Source organism: Peribacillus phoenicis, from assembly GCF_047238085.1.
Taxonomy (GTDB): Bacteria; Bacillota; Bacilli; order Bacillales; family DSM-1321; genus Peribacillus.
This window is the reverse complement of sequence record NZ_JBDFMF010000001.1, coordinates 377,067-399,060: the sequence shown is the minus strand read 5'-3', so window position 1 is coordinate 399,060 and position 21,994 is coordinate 377,067. Positions and strand designations below refer to the sequence as shown.

Genomic DNA, 21,994 nt, shown 5'->3' with positions numbered 1-21,994 from the left:
ACTTTTCTACTTATATCTATCTTAATCCAAATATTACCTCATTCAACTAACCTTCCCCTTTAGTTCTATAAAAAAAGCTGCCTTAAAGACAGCTCCGATCTTCAGCAAACGCACAATTAAGAAAGGGAGGCTTCCAACATCTCCTAATAATGAAGTAAATCACTCTTTAGCGAAATTATTACAAATGCATTGAAATCTCTAGACCTGTGGGTTTGTCCCCAAAAGGCACGCTATATTCTCTAAAAACTAAATCAAGTCCTGAAATATCGTCAGGTAACGGCGGAGACACGATAAAACTATATACGAATTGTCCTGTTGAACCACTTCCAGTATCCCATCGACAATCATATTGTTCTCCTAAAAACAATTCGAAAAAATTGTGTTGATGTCCGTCGTATGGTGACTCCTTCGTCGAATCCCAATCGATATTAAGATGAACCACGCTTGCATTCTGATATTGCCGAATAAAAGTTACGGTATATAAATATTCACCTTTATCAACTGATTTTAAGATGGGTAAATGCCGTCTAAAATCTTTTGGTTCAACACGTGGTCTAAATTCTTCATCATTTCTCAATGTACCGAATACCGAATTTAACAAATCTTCGTACAGTCCGAACCTTTTTGCCCAATTTGAGATATTTTTATGAGGTGGAAAACCTGGATCATTATTTGAAATTTCCTTACGTTGTTTTAATAATGCACAAAGTTGTTCATCTATTGAAAAAACCTTTTCATCATAATGGTCGGTTGGTTGTTTGAATGGCATTCGTTTCATTGTATTCCCCCTCGTTTTTATTTCAAAAGCAAATCATTAGTTACCTCTATATTAACAAATAATGGATTTGTTAGAAATAATGTTCTTCAACTAACCTGCCCCGTTACCTCCATAAGACTTATTGTGAATTTGACCTAAACTAAGATGATTGAAGTTCTGTAATAGCTCATTTAAAAATAGACGCTTGCTTTGGTGAGGCTTTGCAGACAGTAGGCGGAAAGGGAGCGGATTTCTGAAATCAGCTGGAACGTTTTTTAATATGAAAAACTGCAGGCAAACTCTCTTTTCTTCAAGTTTGTCTACAGTCTGAGTAATATATTTATATAAATGATAATTTGTCATAAACGTTTCCTCGCTTTTTTTATGCTTAATAAAACAAAAAGAAGAGGTAAGTATAAAACAAGGAAGCCCACGCTGTATGGATTGATTATTTTATTTAATACATATAAGGAATCAATATCGAAAAAAAATATACTGACAAGCAGTATGATTATGGACATTGCCCATAAGGGATACTTTTGCTGGACATTGAATAAGCGCTTGACACCCCTGCTGGCAGCCCACAAAGGAATGACCATGTTAGGTATGATAACGATGTACCACCAAGAAACAGTTATGTATTCGAACCGTTGAATAAATGGCAATTCAATAGTACTGGTCATTGTCAGTGTTGGCCATAGGGTAAGGACCAACTGTTTCTGTGAATAAAAGACTGTCGAAACAAAATAAATCAATAAGATCAATAACGTAGTTGCCAAGGCTCCTCCATGAGCATATTTTTGTGATGTTTCAGGATTTTTGATGAACGGATAATACATCAGGATCATTTCAAAACCCAGCATTGATAATGAAGTACTTCTAGTTCCTTTCATTATTTCCATTAACGTATGATCGAAAATGGGAAGAAAACCGGTGAACTCAGCGTATTTAAAACCATATAATGGTACAAATAAAAGCCAGTATGAAACGATTACAGTTAAAAAGGCAATACCCGTAATGGTTCGGAACCCCCCCGTATTTATATAATAAATCAGGATCAGGAAAACCAAAGCTAACGCCCAAGAAGGTACCTCTTCAAACATCCAAACATGAATGACATTTATATATCCAATAATGATCGTCATTCCAAGGAAAAAAAAATAAAAAATGAATAAGAGACTGAAGAAATTCCCTATCCATTTACCCAATGCAAGATTATTAGCAGAAATGATATCACCAGGAACAAAGCTAAAAATCTTATATATCACCCAAATTAATATATGAACGATCAGTCCGGCTAGGATTATCGAAATCCAACCATCTGTTCCCGTCGCCTTAGCTAAATCTCTTTGAAAATTTAACACGCCTAATCCAGTTTGCATGGAATGCAGTAAAAAAAACACATAGAATGGCGATACCTTATACTTTTCATTCACACCAGCTTGGTTCATACAGGACCCTCATTTACATCACTCGTATTTCCTATGTTAATAATCTGGCTTTTACAGGATTAATTTATTCAAAAAAATATAAACGTTAAGTACACTAATCACAATCTCGCGACTGCTCTAACATTATTAGGATTTCAACAACAACTAAAAGGAAGGTTCCATTCTTATATAGAATACGGTATCAATTCTACAACCATTAACCTTCTCTTCTAAGATCTAAAAATCTTAGGTATGCTTCTCAATTGAAAGCTAATTCACTATCATTCACATAAAAATACGGTGTGAAAAATTCACACCGTTATGTCTTTTTTTAAGAATTCTTACTTAGATTTGAAGCTTAGGAAACCATCGTCAACAGGAATTGTTTGACCATTAATTGCACTTGCCCCTTCACTAAACAAGAACGTAACTACGCTAGCTACTTGCTTCGGTTGGATAAGCTTTTCCCGCATATGCTGTGCAGTTAGAGCATTTTTCACTTCTTCATTTTCACCATACCATAGACTTCTTATTGAGGTGTCCCGTTAGTTCAATAAAAAAAGCGATCCTATTAAGAATCGCGCACGTTTGCTGAAGATTTATAGCTATTACATATGGAACTTTAGCACCCAAATTTAATAGATTTATAACTATCTTGATTTATATAATATTCGGCGAGCTTATGAAATATTGATTGTATAGTTGTTATTGTAGTATAAGGAAAGTGCCGATGCGGACCTAATAAAAACTGCACTGTTCTTGGTTACAGCAAAGCACGATCCACTGTAAGGATGTTTAAAAAAACGGCCCATAGCACAATAATATAGGCAACGTCTGTCTGACTTTATTGCACCAAAGGAGGAGTATGCATTTGAAGATCTCTTCAATATCATTCAAAGAACCTCTAGTTTATCATGAATTCCCTCCCCTCTATGAAGGTTTAGGGCTGCCTGAGTTATCCTCATTCATTCAGCAACGATTTGAATTCGCATATACCTTGGGGAAAGTCGAAAGAACGGGTCTTGGCAGCATTCGTTTTTATAAACGGCAGGGTGATTTCGAAGTTCTTATACCTGATAAGTTGCCAGGAGTGGGACCAATAAAGCTTGGGAATTTAAAGGGGATGTTACTGGAGGAAGCCAAAACAGCTTTCATTGAAAATATTGAATCCGAACCAGAAAAGCGGAAGGTCTACTACGGAGAATTTCGTCGCCCTCGGAAAAACGCTGAATAGGTGTGCTGTTCCACAAACTGGCGCCTGTTTGAGTAAGACAATTGTTGTCTTTTTGAATTTATTTTTTAAAAAATCCCCACTAAAAAAAGGTTGCCGCAGCAACCTCCCTTATTTTAATGATCCGTTTTATTTTCATTATCTAAATCATCATCAAGAAAAGACTTTTTATCTTCTTTAACTCCATACTTTTTTTCAAGAAATTGACCGATAATTGAATTGTCAATTCCTTTTCTTACTGCTGTTTCAATAACTATATAGAGAATGAATGACCCAATAGTAAAATAAACAAGAAATATAATAGCCTCCACTAAAAATCCCCCATAAAGCAATCCATTTTTTACTATATTTTACCACAAATCTCCTTGTTGAAATGCCCGATTGTTGCATATAAAAAAAGGAGCTGCTGATCAGCTCCTTGAAATGAAATAATAACTCCCAGTCAACCTCCGGTATAAACACTTGCACATGTTCCAGGTTTTGGTTCATAATAACAATGATTTTTAAATTGACCAGCAAAAGGTTGATCGTACCATGTTGGCGGGCACGGGGCATATGGATTAAAATACCAAAGTGCATATTTACCTGGGTGTTCTCTCCAATAATCCAAATTCTGTTTTGCTAATCTTTTTTCAGCAGATCTTGCTCTTTGATAAAATACATTACCTTTTTGAACTGCTTCAAAAGAATAATTTCCTCCTTGTACTTGATAAATGACCTGTGGAATTGTTCTTAAATCTATAAAATCTATACAATTCGCTTTAAGACGATTAACAATTACATTTCCAACATATAACATCCCTTGTTTTCCTTCACCTTCGGCTTCTGCTCTCATCATCCTTGCCATTAAGTCAACGTCTGAACTTCGATAACTTACTCTTGCCATTTTTTCACCCCAAAAATATCGTATGAAAAAAAGACTTCATTAATGTCATTGTTCATAAATTAAGACTGCTTAATTTTTAAAGCTTACCGTTTTTAGTAAGATAAGAACTTATAGACAGCTACTTTTTGAGTACTCACAGAAAAATTGTACCGGCAGAGTAAATCAATAATAGGCACATAATTAACCGAAATGACTTGTCATGTTTAGCAAAAAAATCTTTGAAAAGCGAGCCGAATCCTGACCATAGAAGCAATGCCAGCCATCCCAGAAAAATCGTTAAAGCTAAATATATAGCAACGAATTTAAGCGACTCATTAAACGGTAAAATAAACGCACTCAACACGGTTAAATAGAACAAAATGCTTTTTACATTGATGATTTGAAGAATGAAGCCTGATAAAAAAGAAGACTGCACATCTCTGGATTCCTTCTTTGAACCTTTGTGCATACTAATCTGCCAAGCTAAGTAAAGAAGATATGCGGCACCGGCAATTTTAAAATATGGCTCCACGATAGGCATCCAACTGTAGAGGCTTGTTGTAAATACTCCGCTCATGATTCCTAATACTGCAAATCCTGCCAAAATGCCGCTAGTGAACCTCCATGACCCAAAAAAGCCAAACCTCCTTGCTTCATTCATCAATAAGATGTTACTTGGACCAGGTGTAATCGATGTAATCATCACATATGAAAGAAACGCTATTATACTCATAATCTCACCTTCATTCACTATTTCCTAACGAACAGTCTTTATTGTAAGATGACTATAACTATAAATAAAATTGAAAATAAAAAATTCATTATCATTTTTTTCGATACATCATCCAACTTAAGGAGAACGATATGGAAATTAGACACCTTAAAACGTTTCAGACTATTGTCGAAATAGGAAGTTATACAAGGGCTGCTTCGAAGTTGGGCTATACTCAATCCACGATAACTTCACATATTCAGGCGCTCGAACATGAGATTGGCGGGGAAATTTTCACTTATGCAAATAGAAATTTGCAGCTTACTGCTCTAGGCAGAGACTTAATACCGTTAGCGGAAGATTTACTTTCCACTCACGAACAGATTAAGAACATGCGTTGCACGAACGAAGTTAAAGGTGTTTTAAAAGTGGCTGCACCGGAGTCTTTAACAATCTCCAGGTTAGGTCCAATAATAAGGGATTTTTCCTTGAAATATCCTGATGTCAAAATCATATTAACCAACGGTCCATGTAGCCAAAACCAAATTGACTTAATAAGCGGGCGGGTTGATGTCGCTTTAATGGTATATCCGGAAATAAAACCGGAAAAATGCATTCATTATTCTTTGATTGAGGAGAAAATCGTTCTTGTGAGCAGTCCTGACGGTCCTGATCATTTTGATGCATATAAAAATATCGGCACGAACACCAACCATTTCTTCATCACAAATGAAGAAGGCTGCAGTTATCGGACCATGTTTGAAAAATATTTATTAAAGCATGAAATGGATATCTTCCAAACCATGGAGTTATGGAGTATTGAAGCAATCAAACAGATTGTCATGAGCGGACTTGGGTTTTCGGTTTTGCCTTATATTACAGTAAAAGCTGAAGTGGAGAGCGGCAAGCTTAAAATCCTTAGTCATTCAGAAAATCTCGATCCCATTTATTCCTATATGCTGATAAAAAAGAAGAAATGGCTGTCTCCAGCAGTAGAGGCTTTTGTTGAAGTTGTATTAAACAGGTTTAATGACACTGAGAAAATGAGTATCTAAATCGTGGTCATATTGATAGCCAGAGAAGTGCCGAAGGAATCCAAATGAACCCCCTCCCTATTAGTTACTTCCAACAAAGCAGATGTTTTGACGTTCTGCTTTGTTGGGAGTTTTTTCATATACATAAAATTTTTCGATTGACTTTATGAAAAAAATAAAATAAAATTCTAAGTACTCCTTTTAAACTACTCTAATTTGAGTACTTTGAATTGAGTGATATACTGAAATTAAATCAAAAGGATGGATTCAACATATGAAATTTACTGCATTCTTAAAAACAAGAGGTGCAACTGCGGCAATCTTTATGGGGATTTTCTATGCAGTTGCCATGCTAGGCATCTTCTTGCCCGGTTATACAGCCATTCCAGGAAATGTCGATAAATTACCTATCGCCATCATCAATGATGATGCTGGTAAAAATGGGGCGATGATCGCCGAAAATTTACAAGAAAATTTACCCTTTAAAGAAATCAAGACGGATATAACAAATAAACAAGCCTTAAAAGATTTGGAGCACAATGATTTAGCATTAGTCGTTCACATTCCAAAAACCTTCTCTGAAAATATGCAAAAAGGTGAAGCGTCATCAAGCATCGACTTTACAATCAATGAGGCAGGGGCAACAGTCGTTTCTTCTACCATGAATGCGATCGTAACTGAAATTAACAGTCAGTTACGCACACAATTCTCGCAGCAAACAGCTCAGGGCGTATTGATGAACTTTAATGTACCAGAAAAGCAAGCCGCTGAATTAGCCGAAAAGATTGAGAAATCCTATGTAGGAAATGTGGTTACAATCAACGAAATACCGGATGGCATGAATCATAATATGCTGCCTATGTTCTTAACAATGGCCGGTTATGTAGGGGCGATGATCGGAGCGATGCAATTAGTAGGTGCATTTAGAGCCAGCCGGGGAAAAGCAAGCAAAACACGGTTATTCACTTATGTGCAAATGGCTGCCTTATTGATTGCAGTGGTTTCATCAATCATCGCTGTAGGTGTAGCATATTTAATTGACACGCCAAGCGGTGACCTATTCTTCGGTATAGTAGGTCAACAAATACTAAACTATATGGTATGTTTTAATTTCACCGCGATTTTAATCTTCTTATTTGGTGAAGGCGGCATGATTTTAAACTTACCGATTTTATTAATGCAAACAATAGCGAATGGTGCCACTATCACACGTGATATGATGCATTTACCATATGAATGGATGAGCCACATTTCACCGATGTATTACTCGGTGCAAGCGTACTTTGCAAACCTATTTGGCAGCATCAGTCCAAGTCCGTATATTTGGTCGATGGCTGCGGTTGGTGCCGTTGCGATGTTAATTAATATGGCTATTGTCGCGTTTTTACAAAAACCAATGCCAGAACAGGTTTCTGAAACAGAAGTTGAAAAGAAAGCGGCAGAAATCACAGCTTAGGTTTTGCTACAATAAGGAGATAATACTTCTTAAAGGAGCGTAGAAAATGTCTATTCAAATTTTTATATTGAGCAAGCTGATGGAGGATAAAAATTATCCTTATAAATTAAAAAAGCAGCTTTCAGAACCCATTCCATTGGATCGCCTGGGCGGATTAACGGAAAGTAAACTGTACTACCATTTTGAATCATTGGTGAAACAAGGTTTAGTCGAGCCAGTTGAAGTGATAAAAGAAGAACATCGGCCTGATAAACAAGTATTTGCGATTACGGATAAGGGTCGCGAAGAACTACCAAAAAAAATCTATAAATTATTTGAAAATGCGGATGAAATCAAGGATATGATTGTAGGTTTAGCCAACATCAAGTATGTGGACCGGGATAAAGTAGTAGATATATTAGAAAGAAAAATAAAGTCCATCAAGGCTATTTGGGAGCAGCTTGGGAATATCGGGCCAGAACCTAAAGGCAACGAGAATATTCGTGAATTTTTGGCTGGTTATTTTTCGACCAGAACAGATCACACAATATCTTGGTTTGAAGAGTTAATCAAAAGGATTAAGACAAAGGAATTGTGAGTTTACTTTTTAACAGGCGTTCCAAACTTTAGATTAAAAGAGTAGATGGAAGTACTACGCCGAATGCACAGAAATTAGCACAAGCGCATAACCAAAAATAAAAGCTATGTGGAATCTTATATTCACATAGCTTTTCTGTAGACAATTTCGAGTTGATTTCAGAAACCCGCTCCCTTTCCGCCGATTGCCTGCCAAGCGTCTGTGGGGTTTCGACTAGCCAGATATTCGGCAGGAGTGTCGCAAATTTCTTCCATCCAATGAGGGCTTCTTTTTAGGTATAAAATATGGGAACGTCCTATTTGGACGTTCCCTTTCTTATTCCATTAAAGCTCCCTATAATGGAATAACTGTAAAGCTAATGAAGCATTTTTAAAAGCTGCGTTTCCCTGGCCAAGCTCCTTGCATTTTACTAAGGAATACGATTTGCCCAATATGATATGCGTCGTGCATGGCTAAACTCTTCAGTTCAAGCACTAATGAATTATCTTCTCCCGGGACCTGTCTATACAAATCTTCATGTTCTGATTTTGCTAGTATTTTTCCAAGTTCACGATGAACATAAAAGTATTCTTGTTTTGTTTCTTTCCAATTTTCTAACGTCTCAGTTGGTAAACGAAATGTAGAATCATTATTTTCTGCCTGTGGTTCATTCTCTGTTTCACCAAGAAACCGCATCAGAAATCTCTTTTCATAGAAAAGTAAATGACAAACTAATTCCCAAATGGAATTCATTGCCCCATCAGCTGGTTTCCAAATTGCCTGTTCAAAAGTAATATCCTCTAGCACTTTTTCAAGTGGTGGAAACCAGTCTTCTTCATCTAAGCAGCTTGCCCATTGTTGTAATAAAAGGGTCTTTACATCCATTTTCTATTCCCTCCAATTTAATCCCTTTGATAGATAATCCCTTTGGTCAACATTCATTTTCGACGTGTTTTAGATAACTAACTAACCAAGGTGTCATGCCAATTCCTTGTTCAATTAAACTGGCCCTTTAACGGAACAATGAACGTTCTGTTATTTGGAAAATTCTGATAATACCAGTTTATCATAAGTTGTGTTAACTGAGAAAGAACAACGTAATCGTAAAGTTATCTTTTATATGTTTAATGGGCAATTTCAGGGTATTGGAAGAGACTTCGATTATTAGGCGCGAGACTCCTGCGGGAAACGCGAATCCAAGGGAGACTGTGTATGAGCAAGTACACCTATTTGATAGTTTTTAGAGCATGAACTGTTTGAATGTATCATCCACTTAGTCCATACCAAAAATTTTCCCATATATTCTGAATTCTAGGTTCCATATTCTCTTTACCATAATAAGAAAATTCCATGAATATCCCATCAATCAAACAGAAGTAGGACATGATTAAGTTCTCGATTTTCCCTTGGCGTATTTCTTTTTTGTCGATTCCTTCGACAAAGATATCATGTAAGATAGCGGAAAATGATTCTTCGGATCTAAGGAAACTTTCATTTAAGATGTGCTTCAAATGTTCCGGCGGAAAGATCATTGCCCTCTTTAAAAAAGTTGCTTTATCTTCATGGTTTTTATAATAGTTGCAAGTATCAAGAAGGATATGCTTTAACTTTTCTTCAGAAGAGAGTGTATTTATTTCTTCGACAAATTGTTCGACCTGTTGTATATGCTCTTCCAGAATTTCTTCAAACAGACACAAGAAAAGATCATCCTTATTTTTAAAATGGTTATAGATTGAGGGTTTTTGTATACCTACCCTCTTGGCAATTTCCGATAAAGCAGTTCCCTCGTATCCGTACTTAGTAAAAAGTGTTAAGGAAATGTTTTTAATTTCATTTTTTGTCATAATGAGCCTCCAAACTATCCAACGTTAGTTAATTTCATTATAAACTCATTTCCTTTTTTAAACTAAATATTTGACACCTTGGAACATAGTTCTTTTCTCTATAAGATAAGAATTAGAATGTGCTTGATAAAGAAGTTTCTTCGCTTTTATACACAACTTCCCCATCGTTTATTGTAAGTACCACTTTAGTTTTGAGCACTTCACTTTCTGGAATATCAAATAGATTTCTGTCTAAAACCACAAGATCAGCAAGTTTCCCCTCTTCTATTGTACCTAGCTCGTGCTCCCTGAAACATCCATAGGCTGAGCCATATGTATATGCTTGCAATGCCTCTGCCAAAGTGAGCTTTTGTTCAGGATGCCAAGTGTTTTGTGGATCTCCGCTGCTATCAATTCTTGTAATGGCAGTATATATTTGCCTCATTGGATTTAATGAGATGGAAACCGGAAAATCTGTTCCTAAAGCTAAAGATGCACCTGAATTTAAAAGCGACTTCGTCAGGAAAACATTTTTTTCCCTTTCAGAACCTATTATTGAAGAATATACCTCTCTTGATGAAGCAGCCATGTGATCAGGCTGCATGGAGACAATGACCCCCAGTTTTGAAAAACGTTCAATGTCATCCGAATCGATTACTTCAATATGTTCTATTGTATGCCTTGAGTCTCTTTTTCCATTCTTGCGTACAGCTTCTTCAAAAGCGTCTAAAGCTAAACGAATTGCCGCATCTCCAATAGCGTGAAACCTGATTCTAAATCCAAGTTCATCCGCTTTAACAACTCGATCAATCAATACTTCTGGATCTAGAGCTGGATGACCACAGATATCCAATTGATCGGAGTAAGGTTTCAGGAAGTAAGCGGTATGACCCGTGACTGTTCCATCAACAAATTGCTTTAATCCTGAGAATTGTAGTTTCTTTGATTCATATTTATTTCTCAGTATTTGAGCTTTGTCCAAATTGCCATCCAATTCAGGAGTGATATGAAATCTAGTCGTTAATCCTCCTTGCTTATCCAATTTCTCAAAAAGGTCATAGTCTTGAAGGAAGTAATCTATTGGCGCAAACAAATCGTTTACAGAAGTAATTCCATATCGGGATAATAATCGTAAAAACTCCTTTAATATCTTTTCTTTTTTATTTTGTGTTAATCGCAATGCCTCTTTTAAGACGATTTGCTGGGCGTCTTCATATAAAATTCCAGTAAGTAAACCATTCTTATCTCTTTCATAGCGACCAAAATCCGGATTACGTATATCCTCAGTAACTCCTGCTAATTCCATGGCCTTACTGTTCACCCATGTATAATGACCTTCAGCATGAAAAAGAACGACAGGACGATCTGGAATGACAGCGTCAAGAATTTTATAATGGGGCTCTTGTTTATCATGCCAATAACCTGCGTCCCATTGCATGCCAATAATCCATTCTTCCTCAGAACAATCTTTAGAAAATCCCAGTACTTTTGCAGCTACATCTTGAGCTGACCTGGCTTCAAATAAATTAACACTATTTAAACTTAGTGCACTAAACATGATATGGAGATGAAAATCATGAAATCCAGGCAAAATTAATTGATTTCCATAGTTAAATACTTTTGTCTCACTTCCTATAAAAGGTTCAATCTCCGCTTTTGATCCTACACTCATAATTTTGTCACCTAAGATAGCAATTGCACCAGACGTCGGCTCATGTGCAAGCCCTGTAAAAATAGCATCACTGGAAAGAACAATATCTGCTTTTTTAATAGCCATAGAGTTTACCTCTTTTCATTCAAAATAATAAAACAGTAACTGATCATTGCACTAGTTTTACATCGAGTTCTTCTTTTTGCTCTGCAAAATTCAGTTCAGGCGGACGTTCCTTAAACATTTTTGTTAAGTACAATAAATATATGAATCCTACTGCCATCCAAGTAATCCCTAATACTAAAGAATGGATATCTAACTTTGTCATGAACAATATGGTTATACCGGTGCCTATTAAGGGAAGAAGTAAATATAAAACGATACTTTTAGGCGATCTCTGCTTCTGCCTCACAAAATAATGGATAAACACTGAAAGATTAACGAATGTAAAAGCAAACAGTGCTCCAAAATTAATGAAAGAAGTAGCTGTTGCGATATCCAAAAATACGGCACTCATTGCAACACAAGCAATGAGTAGGATATTGAATATGGGCGTTTGAAATTTTGGAGAAACATATCCGAATATCCTCTTAGGCAGAACATTATCTCTCCCCATTGCATATAAAATCCTGGCTCCACTGCCTCCTGAAGCTATTGCAGAAGCAGTAGCAGATGTCACTACAACTGAAATAAACAAACTATTCAGAAAATTACCCCCGGTATAAATCATGATATCGACTATAGCTGTATCCGGGTTCTTAAAAGCATTGAAGTTCGGGAAAATGGATTGTGCAAAATAGGTAGATGCAACAAATAATATCCCCCCGATCAATGTCGTAGCATAAATAGCTTTAGGAAGTGTTTTTTTCGGATTTTTGGTTTCTTCAGCTAATGTAGTAACCGCATCAAACCCAAGAAAACTAAAACATAATAGAGGTACAATCGAGAGCAGATTATTAAAATTTACGTCAGGACTAAAAAAAGGATCCTTAGAAAACAACTCCCCGGTACCTTTTCCTGCTAAAAGCCCATTTATGCAAAGCAGGCTGAAGATAATGATAAAAAGAAATTGAAATATTACCAAAAAGGTATTCACATTTGCAGCAACCTTAATCCCAAAAATATTAATGGTAGTCACACCTATAATAAAAGAAATGATAACGGCAATGATAGGAATACCAGGGAAGTAAGCATTCACCATAATCCCAAAAAGTAATGCACTGATCATAGGACTGAAAAGATAATCCAATAAAATTACCCATCCTACCAGAAAACCAAGGTGTGAATTAATTCCTTTCTGCACAAAGGTATAAGCTGAACCGGTAGTGGGATAAACCTGAACCATTTTTGCGTAACTATATGAAGTGAATAGCATGACAATTAAAGCAATTATGTATGCTGTCGGAATCATTCCCTGGGTACGATCAATGGCGATACCATATGTGCTAAAGACTGTCACAGGCGCCATAAAGGAAAGTCCAAATACAATAACATATCTTGTATTCAGTGAACGCTTAAGCTCGGGTATTCCTTTCATCGCAAAGAGCTGCCTCCTTTATCAAATGTAATGACTACTTTTTATTGATTGACTTCTTTCGTACTTAATGCTGCAAGGCTGGCAAACTCATGTACAAGTGTTGCTGCTAAAAGTGAAGTGATTTGACTTGGATCATATGATGGCAGCACTTCAACCACATCATATCCTATAAAGTTAAAGTCAGTTAGGGCACGAATCATTTTAAGTGTTTCAAAGCTGCTAAAACCACCTATTTCAGGTGTACCTGTACCTGGAGCAAAAGAAGGATCAACGAAATCTATATCAAATGTCAAGAAACAAGGTGTGTTGCCTATGGTTTTTCTAATCTCTTTCAAAACATCTTCAAATCCGCGATTGGAAAGTTCACCAGTTGTAATCAAACGATAACCTAAATCAAGACTTGCCTGTAAATCTCCAGTGTGGTTTAGCGTACCTCGGATTCCTACTTGAAATACTCTATTTGCCTGCAGCAAACCTTCTTCGTGTGCACGAATAAATGGAGATCCATGCCAATATTTTTCCTCATAATATGTATCCCAAGTATCTGTATGAGAATCAAAATGAATCATGGCTACTGGGCCATATACCTTTGCCGCAGCTCGTAAACTAGCTAAAGTGACAGAATGATCTCCCCCTAATCCAATAGGTATGACCCCTTTGGACATCAATTCAAAAATGGATTCCTTCATTAGATCATAACTTCGATGAATATTATGGGGAATAACAGGGATATCCCCTATATCAATGGCATTCAATTGTTCAAAAGGATATACCTTATGAATAGGATGATAAGGAAACAGGGTCATGGATGCTTGGCGAATGGCTTGAGGAGCAAACCTGGCTCCCACCCTAAAAGAAGCAGCTGTATCAAAAGGCATACCCACAATTGCCAGCTTTGCATCATGCTTTTGAGAAGGTAAACGCATAAAGGTTCCTGTTGTACAAAACTCTGGCTTTACATCTGGTGTAAGTGGATATTTCATAAGTATCATCTCCTGGTTTTAAATAAAGATCATTTCATACAAATTTTACAACCACATAGTGTAATCGCTTACAACTAATAATTCATTAGATTACTTTTTATTTCTAACACATACTTATTGAACCATATTAACTAACGGTAGTTAGTATTAAACCAAATATAAACATAGTTGTTAAAAAAGTCAAACTATTTTTTATTGTCTATCAAATCCACTTTTTGATCAACGTAGCCTTATCCTTATATCCTGCCTCTATTAAATTAAAGCCAACTATTCTTGTTACACCAACCTGCCCCTTTAGCTTCATAAGAAAAAAAGCTGCTAAGCAGCTCCTAGACTGTAGACAAATTCAATGAAAATCAAGTTTTATAAAACCTCGAACGTCGATTTCCACTACAGGCACTCGCTTTCCGCGGGCGGTCCGGGAGCCTCCTCGACTCGCTTTTCCCGCAGGAGTCTCGCACCTTCCGTTCCAATCAACTTTGTTTTGAAATTTTAGGTAAACCCCTTTTGTCGACAAACTGAGAGATGCATAAGCAGCTCCCTTATTGAAGTAAAAGCACCCATTAGTTCATTAAGGAAGGCATGCTTTATTAAAGAATTGCGCCCTTTAATGGAATAACACCTGAGTTTCTAATAGAATTTTACACAGGTATCTTAACAAATAAGACACGACCTTAGTTACGTCGATCATTTTTCTTAACTTTGGCGATTATTAGTAATATCAATGGAAGCAGAAACCCGAATGTAATAGCATAAAACGGCCAGATTTCTGAAATGAATTTACTATAATGGACGATATTAGGTGTCATAATCAATGTAAAGGCAATCAAAAGGATACCCAACGGAAAAACCAGAGGACGATAATCCTGCAATTTTAACGTTTGTGCCAGACCTAAAACGGTCACATAAAAAAACAAACTAAATCTAATAAAAATGGTGATGAACCATATTATGGCTAGTATTGCTTCCAGCCGCGTCAGGAAATCAGCGATATTTATTTTCTTAGCCAACATATAGATTGGATAATTTTGTCTCGCTGTTAACTCTGTACCAAGTACAAGAATGGCTAGCATGGTTATAATGATCAAAACACTTCCAGCCAACAATTGACCGACAAAAAGGCTTTTTCTTATTCTGTTTTTTTGACTCACGAACGGGAGTATCATTAGAACCGCAACCGGTTCAATAAACGGAAAGACAATAAATGGTATAGATCCCCTTATAACCGGTTTCAATCCTCCCTCCCATACGGGGTGCAGGTTTTGAAGTTTAATCTCAGGAAGGAGAAGAATCATCAATGTTGATACAAGTAATACAACAAAAGGAAAAAATATTTCCGCGCTTCGGGCCAAGGGTTCCAAACCGAGACGTGCGGCCATGAGGACGACACTCATAAAAAGAATCATGATCACTTGAATTGGGGTATCAGGCATAATATGAGTTATCATAAAATCCCCAATTTCACTCAAATAAGTCGCTGTGGTTATAAAAAAGTAGCTTATAAATAAAAGAGAGATCACTATTCCCAGCCACTTACCCAGAATTTTTTGGCTGTATTCCACTAATGTTAAATCAGGATAGCATTTCCTTAAAGCATCATATATAAAAACAACCAATAACGGTGCTATTGCCACGCTTATAATACCCGAAATCCAACCATCTTGTTTAGCTTCAGAAGCGACAATGGAGGGAATGACTAATATAGAATCTCCAAGCGTATATAAAATCACTAATATCGTCAGTTGACGGCTTCCGATTTTACCCTTCTCGAGCATTTTCATAAGTTCCTTTCACGACAAAACGGTAAGTTATATACAAACGGCAGAAATTCTGATTCCATAACCATTATTGACAGAAGAAGAATATACAAACCCTGCTGAGTACATGTTATTTTTCACTCCCGTTGATAGGATACCTTAGAGCTTCGATTTACTTTCTAATAATTCCACCTTATTCCGGGAGTATAGCTGCCCCAATAGCTCCATAAAAAAGAGCTGCATAAGCAGCCCAGACTGTAGACAAACTCTTTGAAAATTAAGTTTTTCTCAGTTTTTATTTGGTTTATAAAACCCCGAACGCTGATTTCCACTCCAGGCACTCGCTTTCCGCGGGCGGTCCGGGAGCCTCCTCGGCGCCTTGCGCCTGCGGGCTCTCCCCTCGACGCGCTTTTCCCGCAGGATTCTCGCACCTTCCGTTCCCATCAACTTTGTTTTGAAATTTAGATAAACCCCTTTTGTCTACAAACTCAAGCGCTGCCAAAGCAGCTCCCTTATTGAAGTACCTGTCCCTAATAAAAGTAATAATTGTTATTTTAACGTCATTTTATTTTATTGATTAAACAACAACATTTAACCTAACGTCCGCTTCACAAAAAACGAATTTTAATGTTCATTTTCCCTGTTTCTTTTTCCTTCAAAATATAGGGATGCCGATAGAACAATGATTGCAATTAATACAACACCAGATAACCAAAATAAGTCCATATCCGTGATATACTCCACCACATTCAATATAGAAAGCGCGAATATGGAAATTAGTAATAAAACATCTTTTTTGCTTTGTTTCCGTTTTTCAAAAAACAATCCTAGTATTTTTTCAAAAAATACTCCCATTCTAAAACACCTCCTTCACTGTTCCCTCCCCAAATTTACAGCAAAATTCAATTAAAGTCCGCCATCTAAACCGTCAATTTTTATCCCTCTGCTCCAATCACGGGTGACTTTTAATTCATTATCTATGATGGTTATCGTGAGTTCTCCTTCTTTCTCATAAGTCTTGGATGAATTCTCGTCATAAATCTTAAATACAGTTGTGTATGTGTAATCTACTGTGCCATCTTCATTTATGCTTTGTTCTTCAAGCTTCACACTTTGCACTTCAATGCTTTTATTGATTTCTTTGGCTACCAGTGCAGGCATTGAATAAAAACGGTTAAGAATTTGGGCATTATATTCATCTTCTGATAAATATCCTTTAATTTTACCTGCAATTTCATCAAAGGTTGGAGGATTGGTTGGATCATTAATGGTATATCGTGCAGTATAATAGCCTTTAAATAACTTTTCTGCCTCTCCCAATTTGACCACATTTCCCTCTTTAACAAGGCTCTTCTCTGTAATTTCACCTTTTTCTTTGACCACTTCCTTGTTACATGCACCTATACATGAAAACACTGCGATAAACAACAAAAAGCTAAGAAAATTATTAATTTTTGCACCCTCATTTCCGTTTAAATTTCATTTGTTCAAAATGAATTTCATTAGTATGAGCAGCTTTTAGATGTTCAAAATAAGGTAATGGCGGACCACTGATCATTCAAGGTAAATAATAAAAAACAAAAAATATATTGAAATATCAATTTAATTTAGTTATAATACGATACGGTCTTAGTATTACTGTGTATATAATTTTTAGAAAATTTAATAATTTTCTAAAATAGCAAATTTTGGTTTTTTCGGAGGGTTTATTTTGTCTAATAAGGTTCCATCTTCATTTATAGTAGTGATTGGGTTCATGTTATTTGCCCTTTTCTTTGGGGCAGGGAATTTAATTTTTCCGCCAATGCTTGGTCAATCAGCAGGTATGAATATCTGGTCAGCAAATGCAGGGTTTTTGGTCACAGGAGTAGGATTACCGTTACTTGGTGTGCTGGCACTCGGTTTTTCGGGAAAAGATGACTTACAATCATTAGCGAGCCGTGTCCATCCAGTCTTTGGTATTGTATTCACAACCGTCCTTTATTTAGCCATTGGTCCTTTATTCGCAATGCCTAGAACAGGAAACGTTTCTTTTGAGATCGGTGTAAAACCATTTTTGCCTGAAGATTCAGGTCCATTGCCTTTACTTATTTTCACCATCATCTTTTTTACAGTTTCGTGCCTTCTTTCGCTCAATCCTGCGAAAATTGTCGAAATTGTGGGGAAAGTTTTAACACCCATCAAGTTGACATTCATTGGAATCCTGGTGGTAGTCGCTTTCGTTAATCCAATTGGAGATTTTCAAGCACCTGCAGAGCACTATATGGTTCAACCATTTTTCAATGGGTTCAGAGAAGGTTATTTAACCATGGATACCCTTGCATCTTTTGTTTTTGGCATCATCATCATTAATGCCATCAAAGAAAAAGGGGCTAAAACAAAAAAACAAATAATGATCGTTTGCGGGAAAGCGACTGCCATTGCGGCCGTTATCCTTGCCACCATTTATACAGCTCTCTCTTATATGGGTGCTTCAAGCGTTGGGGAACTTGGACGCTTGGATAATGGAGGCATTGTCTTGGCGAAAGTCTCGGATTATTACTTTGGAGCATATGGCGGGCTATTATTAGGATTAATGATCACAGTGGCTTGCATAACGACAAGCGTAGGACTCATTACATCTTGCTCGACATACTTCCATAAGCTTTTCCCAAATCTGCCTTACAAAACGATTGCCATAAGTTTATCCGTATTCAGTGCAATCATTGCCAATATTGGACTAACCGAGTTAATTGCCATTTCTGTACCTGTTATGACAGCCATTTATCCATTGGCCATTGTTTTGATTTTCCTAACATTTCTTCATTCTTTATTTAAAGGAAGATCTGAAGTTTATCAAGGCAGTTTACTTTTAACATTCATCGTCAGTTTATTTGATGGATTAAATGGAGCAGGTGTACACATTTCATTCATCAATGATTTCTTCACTGCAATACTTCCTATGTATGAGGCAGGACTAGGATGGGTCATCCCTGCCATTGTTGGAGGATTCATTGGGTATGCCAGCAGCGTCTTAAAATCGAAATTCAATCACCAAATAGATTAATGATATAAATCAGACCAGGAATATTGACTGTAGACAAATTCGAAGAAAATCGAGTTTGCCTACAGTTTTTTTCTTTGACAAACGTTTCAGAAATCCGCTCCCTATCCGCCGATCGCCTGCCAAGCAGTTATTCGGCAGATTTGTCGACAAACTGATATGGATAGTTGGCCATTAAAGAATCACATTTCTTTAACTTCTATTTCATTCCGTAATTTCTTCAACAACTGAAAAATCTGTCCTCGATGATGTGATTCATGTTCAACCAAATGGTAAACGACCCATTCAGGCGTAACGTCATATTGTTCAAGTACCCTCGGTTTGCGCCAATCCGTTAGGTCCATTGTGCGAAAGTTTGAAAGAAATACTTCACGCACCTTATTGAGGCGGTAGAAATGTTCTTCTAATGTTTGTCCTTCAATGTGGTTTAGGGAGCCATCTTCGGCACGGCATCCTAATGGAAACAACGCGCGTATTTCCGAATCCCATTCCGAAACAAGGACCTCCTCGTATAACCAATCTGCCTCTATCAGAGCTATGTGATATAACATCGAGCCAATCGTTTGCCTTTCATCGATTTTCGTATCAAGTATATTTTGGCTGATTCCAGTCAATTTCGTTATAAGCGTACGGCGAACATCCTCCAAACACCATAGCCACCGCCCAATTTCTTCTTCATATCCCGGTAATGCAGATACCAGTAATGCTCTTCTCTCCACTAAGATCAATCCTCCTCTTCATCAACATACATTCTATTTAAAAGTGTTGTCTCCTCCTTTAAAATAGAAAATTACCCTTTAGAGCAGGACAAAAAGAGCAATCTTTAAGATTGCTCTTTCGCTTGTTCATGATTTTTTTCGTTTTATGTTATTCGATATCTTCGAAATTAACTCCCTAAAAAAAGATTGGCTCTCATCTCGTCTGATATACGCCTGCTTTTTAGATAATCCTGTTCCCGTTCTTGTTCAACCATCATGCGCTGCTCCAGTTTTTGAGCATATAGTGCATAGCCGATTCCATGAGCCTGAAACATCGCTTTTTCCATTGCCGACGTGTACGTTAATTCGAGAAAATTAATGAAGAATCAATCCTTCCCATAGTGAATTTCGTACTCATCTTATCATTGAAAGTGATAACTCACAAAGTTGCTACGGCTCCATATTCACTGATAATTCAGATTTTTTAACGACTGTTTCCATCTCCGTTTCCATAAACGCCAAATCCCTCCATTTTCCTCTAATTTCCTTTTTTCACTCACTAAAAAATAATCTTATTTTTGGGCAGGTTGAGGAGTTGGAGTTGTTTTTTTAAGACAAATTAAAAATCCCATTAACAAACCTGTTGTTAATGGGACTGAATGTTTATTTATATGAACCGAAAATTTCCTTTGCCAATCTACGCCCAGTAGGAGTCGCCGCAAGGCCGCCCTCTGCCGTTTCACGAAGTGCAACCGGCATGGTCAATCCTATTTTATACATGGCATCGATAACTTCGTCACATGGAATGCGGCTCGTAATGCCTGCAAGTGCCATATCAGCTGCCGTTATCGCGTTGGATGCACCCATTGCGTTACGTTTCACGCAAGGAACTTCAACCAATCCAGCCACTGGATCACAAACCAATCCAAGCATATTTTTCAAAGTGATCGCCATCGCTTCTGCGGCTTGGCTTGGTGTACCGCCGGCCAGTTCCACTATCGCAGCTGCGGCCATTCCACTTGCCGAGCCCACTTCTGCTTGGCAGCCACCAGCCGCTCCGGAAATGGAAGCATTGTTTGCAACCACGAATCCAAAAGCAGCGGAAGTGAAAAGGAATTCAATCATCTCTGCCCGGGTCGGGTTTAATTTTTCTTTCACGGCAAATAATGTACCGGGAACAACACCAGCAGAACCTGCAGTCGGAGTGGCACAAATCATTCCCATTGCTGCATTCACTTCATTCGTTGCAACAGCCTTACTGACGGCATCCAATAATAAATTACCGGCCAGTGCCTTGCCCGACTTGATATAATTTTGTAAAAGAACGGCATCTCCGCCCGTTAGGCCTGTCACGGATTGCACACCTTTCAGACCTCTTTCCACCGCTTGTTCCATCACTGTCAAATTCCTGTCCATCTTTTCAATAATCTGTTCTCTCGACAGGCCCGAGAACTCCATTTCTTGTAAAATCATGATTTCCGCGATTTTTACATTTTTACTTTCAGCAAGTTCAACCAACTCTGCTACATTTCGGAACATGTTTGTACCTCCATATCTATGCCAACACTTTTAATGATGATCATTCAACCATCCTTATGACTTGCGACACATTTTCCAATCCTTCAATTTCCTTCATGGCATCGCTCTGGATTTTCTGATCGACTTCAATCACCATGAGGGCCATTTGACCTTTTTCCTTCCGTGAAACTTCCATATGGCCAATGTTAATTTCATGATTCGCCAATACTGTCGAAACGGAAGATATGATTCCAAACACATCGTTATGCACAACTAAAATGGCTGGGTTTTCACCCGACAATTTAAGCTTGAACGTATTCAGCTCCGTTATTTCTATCGTTCCGCCACCAATCGAGATCCCAACAAGTTCCAATTCTTTATCTTCGTCGAACAGTCTGATTTTGACTGTATTAGGATGATCCATCACAGTATCCTCGATTGTAAAGGAAACGTCCATACCGGCTTCTTCCGCTATCGTTAAAGAGGCAGGAATTCGTTCATCATCCGTATCGAAATCCAATATCCCACCTACGACAGCAACATCCGTACCGTGTCCCCTGTAAGTTTTTGCAAAAGAACCATATAAAGAAATAATGGCTTTCTTCGGTTGCTTTCCGAATAATGTTCGTGCTACTCTGCCAATTCTGGCAGCTCCTGCTGTATGTGAGCTTGAAGGTCCAATCATGACGGGACCGATTATATCAAATGCAGATCTGTATTTCATCGCGTAATGCCCCATTTCTGGCAGTATATTTTTTAACCGTCTTTTAAGGGTAAATGAAAATCAAAAAGCGGCATAATTACTATATTAAAATATTTTTATCTTTTCTGCAATGAAAACCCTTTCATTGCATATCCCATATTAACATATATTACATAACATACCTACCAAAATTTTTATTATTTAACGAGATGTCAATGTTTGATTTTTCAGTATTTAAAG

24 protein-coding genes are annotated in these 21,994 nt (G+C 37.3%); 5 read left to right on the top strand and 19 right to left on the bottom strand.

The features are described from left to right. Window positions 1-178: 178 nt before the first annotated feature. From ABC374_RS01915 to ABC374_RS01900, 4 genes are all read right to left on the bottom strand, one after another. The gene (locus tag ABC374_RS01915) at window positions 179-778 is read right to left on the bottom strand and encodes a hypothetical protein (RefSeq protein WP_413015541.1); all 600 of its coding nucleotides are present in this window, start codon (window positions 776-778) and stop codon (window positions 179-181) included. 90 nt (window positions 779-868) lie between these two features. Next, complete coding sequence (locus tag ABC374_RS01910; RefSeq protein ID WP_413015539.1) at window positions 869-1,120, bottom strand: hypothetical protein; 252 nt, start codon at window positions 1,118-1,120, stop codon at window positions 869-871. Next, window positions 1,117-2,208, bottom strand: coding sequence for a GerAB/ArcD/ProY family transporter (locus ABC374_RS01905; protein ID WP_413015537.1), 1,092 nt, complete (start codon window positions 2,206-2,208; stop codon window positions 1,117-1,119). Before ABC374_RS01905 ends, ABC374_RS01910 begins: the two co-directional genes overlap by 4 nt. 320 nt (window positions 2,209-2,528) lie before the next feature. Next, window positions 2,529-2,687, bottom strand: a complete 159-nt coding sequence (locus tag ABC374_RS01900) for an SDR family oxidoreductase (RefSeq protein WP_413015535.1) — start codon at window positions 2,685-2,687, stop codon at window positions 2,529-2,531. A 371-nt stretch (window positions 2,688-3,058) separates the two neighbouring features. Here ABC374_RS01900 and ABC374_RS01895 point away from each other — a divergent pair, with 371 nt between their 5' ends. Further along, window positions 3,059-3,421: a hypothetical protein gene (locus tag ABC374_RS01895; protein WP_413015533.1), complete on the top strand. Its 363-nt coding sequence runs from the start codon at window positions 3,059-3,061 to the stop codon at window positions 3,419-3,421. 113 nt (window positions 3,422-3,534) lie between these two features. On the opposite strand, the gene ABC374_RS01890 is transcribed toward ABC374_RS01895, so the two are convergent. From ABC374_RS01890 to ABC374_RS01880, 3 genes are all read right to left on the bottom strand, one after another. Beyond that, the gene (locus ABC374_RS01890) at window positions 3,535-3,729 is read right to left on the bottom strand and encodes a hypothetical protein (RefSeq protein ID WP_413015531.1); all 195 of its coding nucleotides are present in this window, start codon (window positions 3,727-3,729) and stop codon (window positions 3,535-3,537) included. Window positions 3,730-3,860: 131 nt separating this feature from the next. Then, entirely contained in the window at window positions 3,861-4,304 is a 444-nt protein-coding gene (locus ABC374_RS01885) for a cell wall hydrolase (RefSeq protein WP_137018548.1), read from the bottom strand. Window positions 4,305-4,437: 133 nt separating this feature from the next. Then, entirely contained in the window at window positions 4,438-5,016 is a 579-nt protein-coding gene (locus ABC374_RS01880; RefSeq protein WP_413015529.1) for a LysE family translocator, read from the bottom strand. Between the two features lie 131 nt (window positions 5,017-5,147). On the opposite strand from ABC374_RS01880, the gene ABC374_RS01875 reads away from it, so the two are divergent. The 3 genes from ABC374_RS01875 to ABC374_RS01865 all read left to right on the top strand — a co-directional run bounded on the left by ABC374_RS01875 (window position 5,148) and on the right by ABC374_RS01865 (window position 8,062). Next, window positions 5,148-6,050 carry a LysR family transcriptional regulator gene (locus tag ABC374_RS01875; protein ID WP_413015527.1) on the top strand — a complete coding sequence of 301 codons (903 nt, stop codon included), beginning with the start codon at window positions 5,148-5,150 and terminating at the stop codon, window positions 6,048-6,050. Between the two features lie 253 nt (window positions 6,051-6,303). Beyond that, complete coding sequence (locus ABC374_RS01870; protein WP_413015525.1) at window positions 6,304-7,485, top strand: YhgE/Pip domain-containing protein; 1,182 nt, start codon at window positions 6,304-6,306, stop codon at window positions 7,483-7,485. A 46-nt stretch (window positions 7,486-7,531) separates the two neighbouring features. Further along, the gene (locus ABC374_RS01865; RefSeq protein ID WP_413015523.1) at window positions 7,532-8,062 is read left to right on the top strand and encodes a PadR family transcriptional regulator; all 531 of its coding nucleotides are present in this window, start codon (window positions 7,532-7,534) and stop codon (window positions 8,060-8,062) included. A gap of 369 nt (window positions 8,063-8,431) precedes the next feature. Here ABC374_RS01865 and ABC374_RS01860 read toward each other — a convergent pair whose 3' ends face one another. From ABC374_RS01860 to ABC374_RS01825, 8 genes are all read right to left on the bottom strand, one after another. After that, window positions 8,432-8,926, bottom strand: coding sequence for a DinB family protein (locus tag ABC374_RS01860; protein ID WP_413015521.1), 495 nt, complete (start codon window positions 8,924-8,926; stop codon window positions 8,432-8,434). A gap of 380 nt (window positions 8,927-9,306) precedes the next feature. After that, on the bottom strand, window positions 9,307-9,885 hold the full coding sequence (locus ABC374_RS01855) for a TetR/AcrR family transcriptional regulator (protein ID WP_402840334.1): 579 nt from the start codon (window positions 9,883-9,885) through the stop codon (window positions 9,307-9,309). 112 nt (window positions 9,886-9,997) lie between these two features. Next, complete coding sequence (locus tag ABC374_RS01850) at window positions 9,998-11,641, bottom strand: amidohydrolase (RefSeq protein WP_413015519.1); 1,644 nt, start codon at window positions 11,639-11,641, stop codon at window positions 9,998-10,000. A 43-nt stretch (window positions 11,642-11,684) separates the two neighbouring features. Further along, a complete protein-coding gene (locus ABC374_RS01845) occupies window positions 11,685-13,052 on the bottom strand; it encodes an APC family permease (RefSeq protein WP_413015517.1) in 1,368 nt (455 codons plus the stop codon). Between the two features lie 41 nt (window positions 13,053-13,093). After that, on the bottom strand, window positions 13,094-14,035 hold the full coding sequence (speB, locus tag ABC374_RS01840; RefSeq protein WP_413015515.1) for an agmatinase: 942 nt from the start codon (window positions 14,033-14,035) through the stop codon (window positions 13,094-13,096). Between the two features lie 674 nt (window positions 14,036-14,709). Continuing rightward, on the bottom strand, window positions 14,710-15,810 hold the full coding sequence (locus ABC374_RS01835) for a GerAB/ArcD/ProY family transporter (RefSeq protein WP_413015513.1): 1,101 nt from the start codon (window positions 15,808-15,810) through the stop codon (window positions 14,710-14,712). 606 nt (window positions 15,811-16,416) lie between these two features. After that, window positions 16,417-16,647: a hypothetical protein gene (locus ABC374_RS01830; protein WP_350301272.1), complete on the bottom strand. Its 231-nt coding sequence runs from the start codon at window positions 16,645-16,647 to the stop codon at window positions 16,417-16,419. A gap of 51 nt (window positions 16,648-16,698) precedes the next feature. Then, on the bottom strand, window positions 16,699-17,175 hold the full coding sequence (locus ABC374_RS01825; protein WP_413015511.1) for a hypothetical protein: 477 nt from the start codon (window positions 17,173-17,175) through the stop codon (window positions 16,699-16,701). 328 nt (window positions 17,176-17,503) lie between these two features. On the opposite strand from ABC374_RS01825, the gene brnQ reads away from it, so the two are divergent. After that, window positions 17,504-18,838 carry a branched-chain amino acid transport system II carrier protein gene (brnQ, locus tag ABC374_RS01820; RefSeq protein ID WP_413015509.1) on the top strand — a complete coding sequence of 445 codons (1,335 nt, stop codon included), beginning with the start codon at window positions 17,504-17,506 and terminating at the stop codon, window positions 18,836-18,838. A 179-nt stretch (window positions 18,839-19,017) separates the two neighbouring features. Here brnQ and ABC374_RS01815 read toward each other — a convergent pair whose 3' ends face one another. The 4 genes from ABC374_RS01815 to sdaAB all read right to left on the bottom strand — a co-directional run bounded on the left by ABC374_RS01815 (window position 19,018) and on the right by sdaAB (window position 21,775). Then, window positions 19,018-19,554: a DinB family protein gene (locus tag ABC374_RS01815; protein ID WP_350301270.1), complete on the bottom strand. Its 537-nt coding sequence runs from the start codon at window positions 19,552-19,554 to the stop codon at window positions 19,018-19,020. 167 nt (window positions 19,555-19,721) lie between these two features. Beyond that, window positions 19,722-19,868, bottom strand: coding sequence for a YuzK family famiily protein (locus tag ABC374_RS28790; protein WP_170971720.1), 147 nt, complete (start codon window positions 19,866-19,868; stop codon window positions 19,722-19,724). Between the two features lie 328 nt (window positions 19,869-20,196). Then, complete coding sequence (gene sdaAA, locus ABC374_RS01810) at window positions 20,197-21,072, bottom strand: L-serine ammonia-lyase, iron-sulfur-dependent, subunit alpha (RefSeq protein WP_096340651.1); 876 nt, start codon at window positions 21,070-21,072, stop codon at window positions 20,197-20,199. Window positions 21,073-21,112: 40 nt separating this feature from the next. Continuing rightward, window positions 21,113-21,775 (bottom strand): L-serine ammonia-lyase, iron-sulfur-dependent subunit beta, encoded by a 663-nt coding sequence (gene sdaAB / locus ABC374_RS01805; RefSeq protein WP_413015506.1) that lies wholly within the window; start codon window positions 21,773-21,775, stop codon window positions 21,113-21,115. Window positions 21,776-21,994: the final 219 nt, after the last annotated feature.

Coding starts and splice junctions, on each gene's coding strand:
- ABC374_RS01855 (WP_402840334.1), bottom strand. CDS start 9,885: ATGACAAAAAATGAAATTAAAAACATTTCCTTAACACTTTTTACTAAG.
- ABC374_RS01835 (WP_413015513.1), bottom strand. CDS start 15,810: ATGCTCGAGAAGGGTAAAATCGGAAGCCGTCAACTGACGATATTAGTG.
- ABC374_RS01875 (WP_413015527.1), top strand. CDS start 5,148: ATGGAAATTAGACACCTTAAAACGTTTCAGACTATTGTCGAAATAGGA.
- ABC374_RS01830 (WP_350301272.1), bottom strand. CDS start 16,647: ATGGGAGTATTTTTTGAAAAAATACTAGGATTGTTTTTTGAAAAACGG.
- ABC374_RS01885 (WP_137018548.1), bottom strand. CDS start 4,304: ATGGCAAGAGTAAGTTATCGAAGTTCAGACGTTGACTTAATGGCAAGG.
- ABC374_RS01865 (WP_413015523.1), top strand. CDS start 7,532: ATGTCTATTCAAATTTTTATATTGAGCAAGCTGATGGAGGATAAAAAT.
- ABC374_RS01915 (WP_413015541.1), bottom strand. CDS start 778: ATGAAACGAATGCCATTCAAACAACCAACCGACCATTATGATGAAAAG.
- ABC374_RS28790 (WP_170971720.1), bottom strand. CDS start 19,868: ATGTTTCAGGCTCATGGAATCGGCTATGCACTATATGCTCAAAAACTG.
- ABC374_RS01860 (WP_413015521.1), bottom strand. CDS start 8,926: ATGGATGTAAAGACCCTTTTATTACAACAATGGGCAAGCTGCTTAGAT.
- ABC374_RS01910 (WP_413015539.1), bottom strand. CDS start 1,120: ATGACAAATTATCATTTATATAAATATATTACTCAGACTGTAGACAAA.
- ABC374_RS01870 (WP_413015525.1), top strand. CDS start 6,304: ATGAAATTTACTGCATTCTTAAAAACAAGAGGTGCAACTGCGGCAATC.
- ABC374_RS01850 (WP_413015519.1), bottom strand. CDS start 11,641: ATGGCTATTAAAAAAGCAGATATTGTTCTTTCCAGTGATGCTATTTTT.
- ABC374_RS01880 (WP_413015529.1), bottom strand. CDS start 5,016: ATGAGTATAATAGCGTTTCTTTCATATGTGATGATTACATCGATTACA.
- sdaAA (WP_096340651.1), bottom strand. CDS start 21,072: ATGTTCCGAAATGTAGCAGAGTTGGTTGAACTTGCTGAAAGTAAAAAT.
- ABC374_RS01845 (WP_413015517.1), bottom strand. CDS start 13,052: ATGAAAGGAATACCCGAGCTTAAGCGTTCACTGAATACAAGATATGTT.
- sdaAB (WP_413015506.1), bottom strand. CDS start 21,775: ATGAAATACAGATCTGCATTTGATATAATCGGTCCCGTCATGATTGGA.
- speB (WP_413015515.1), bottom strand. CDS start 14,035: ATGAAATATCCACTTACACCAGATGTAAAGCCAGAGTTTTGTACAACA.
- ABC374_RS01905 (WP_413015537.1), bottom strand. CDS start 2,208: ATGAACCAAGCTGGTGTGAATGAAAAGTATAAGGTATCGCCATTCTAT.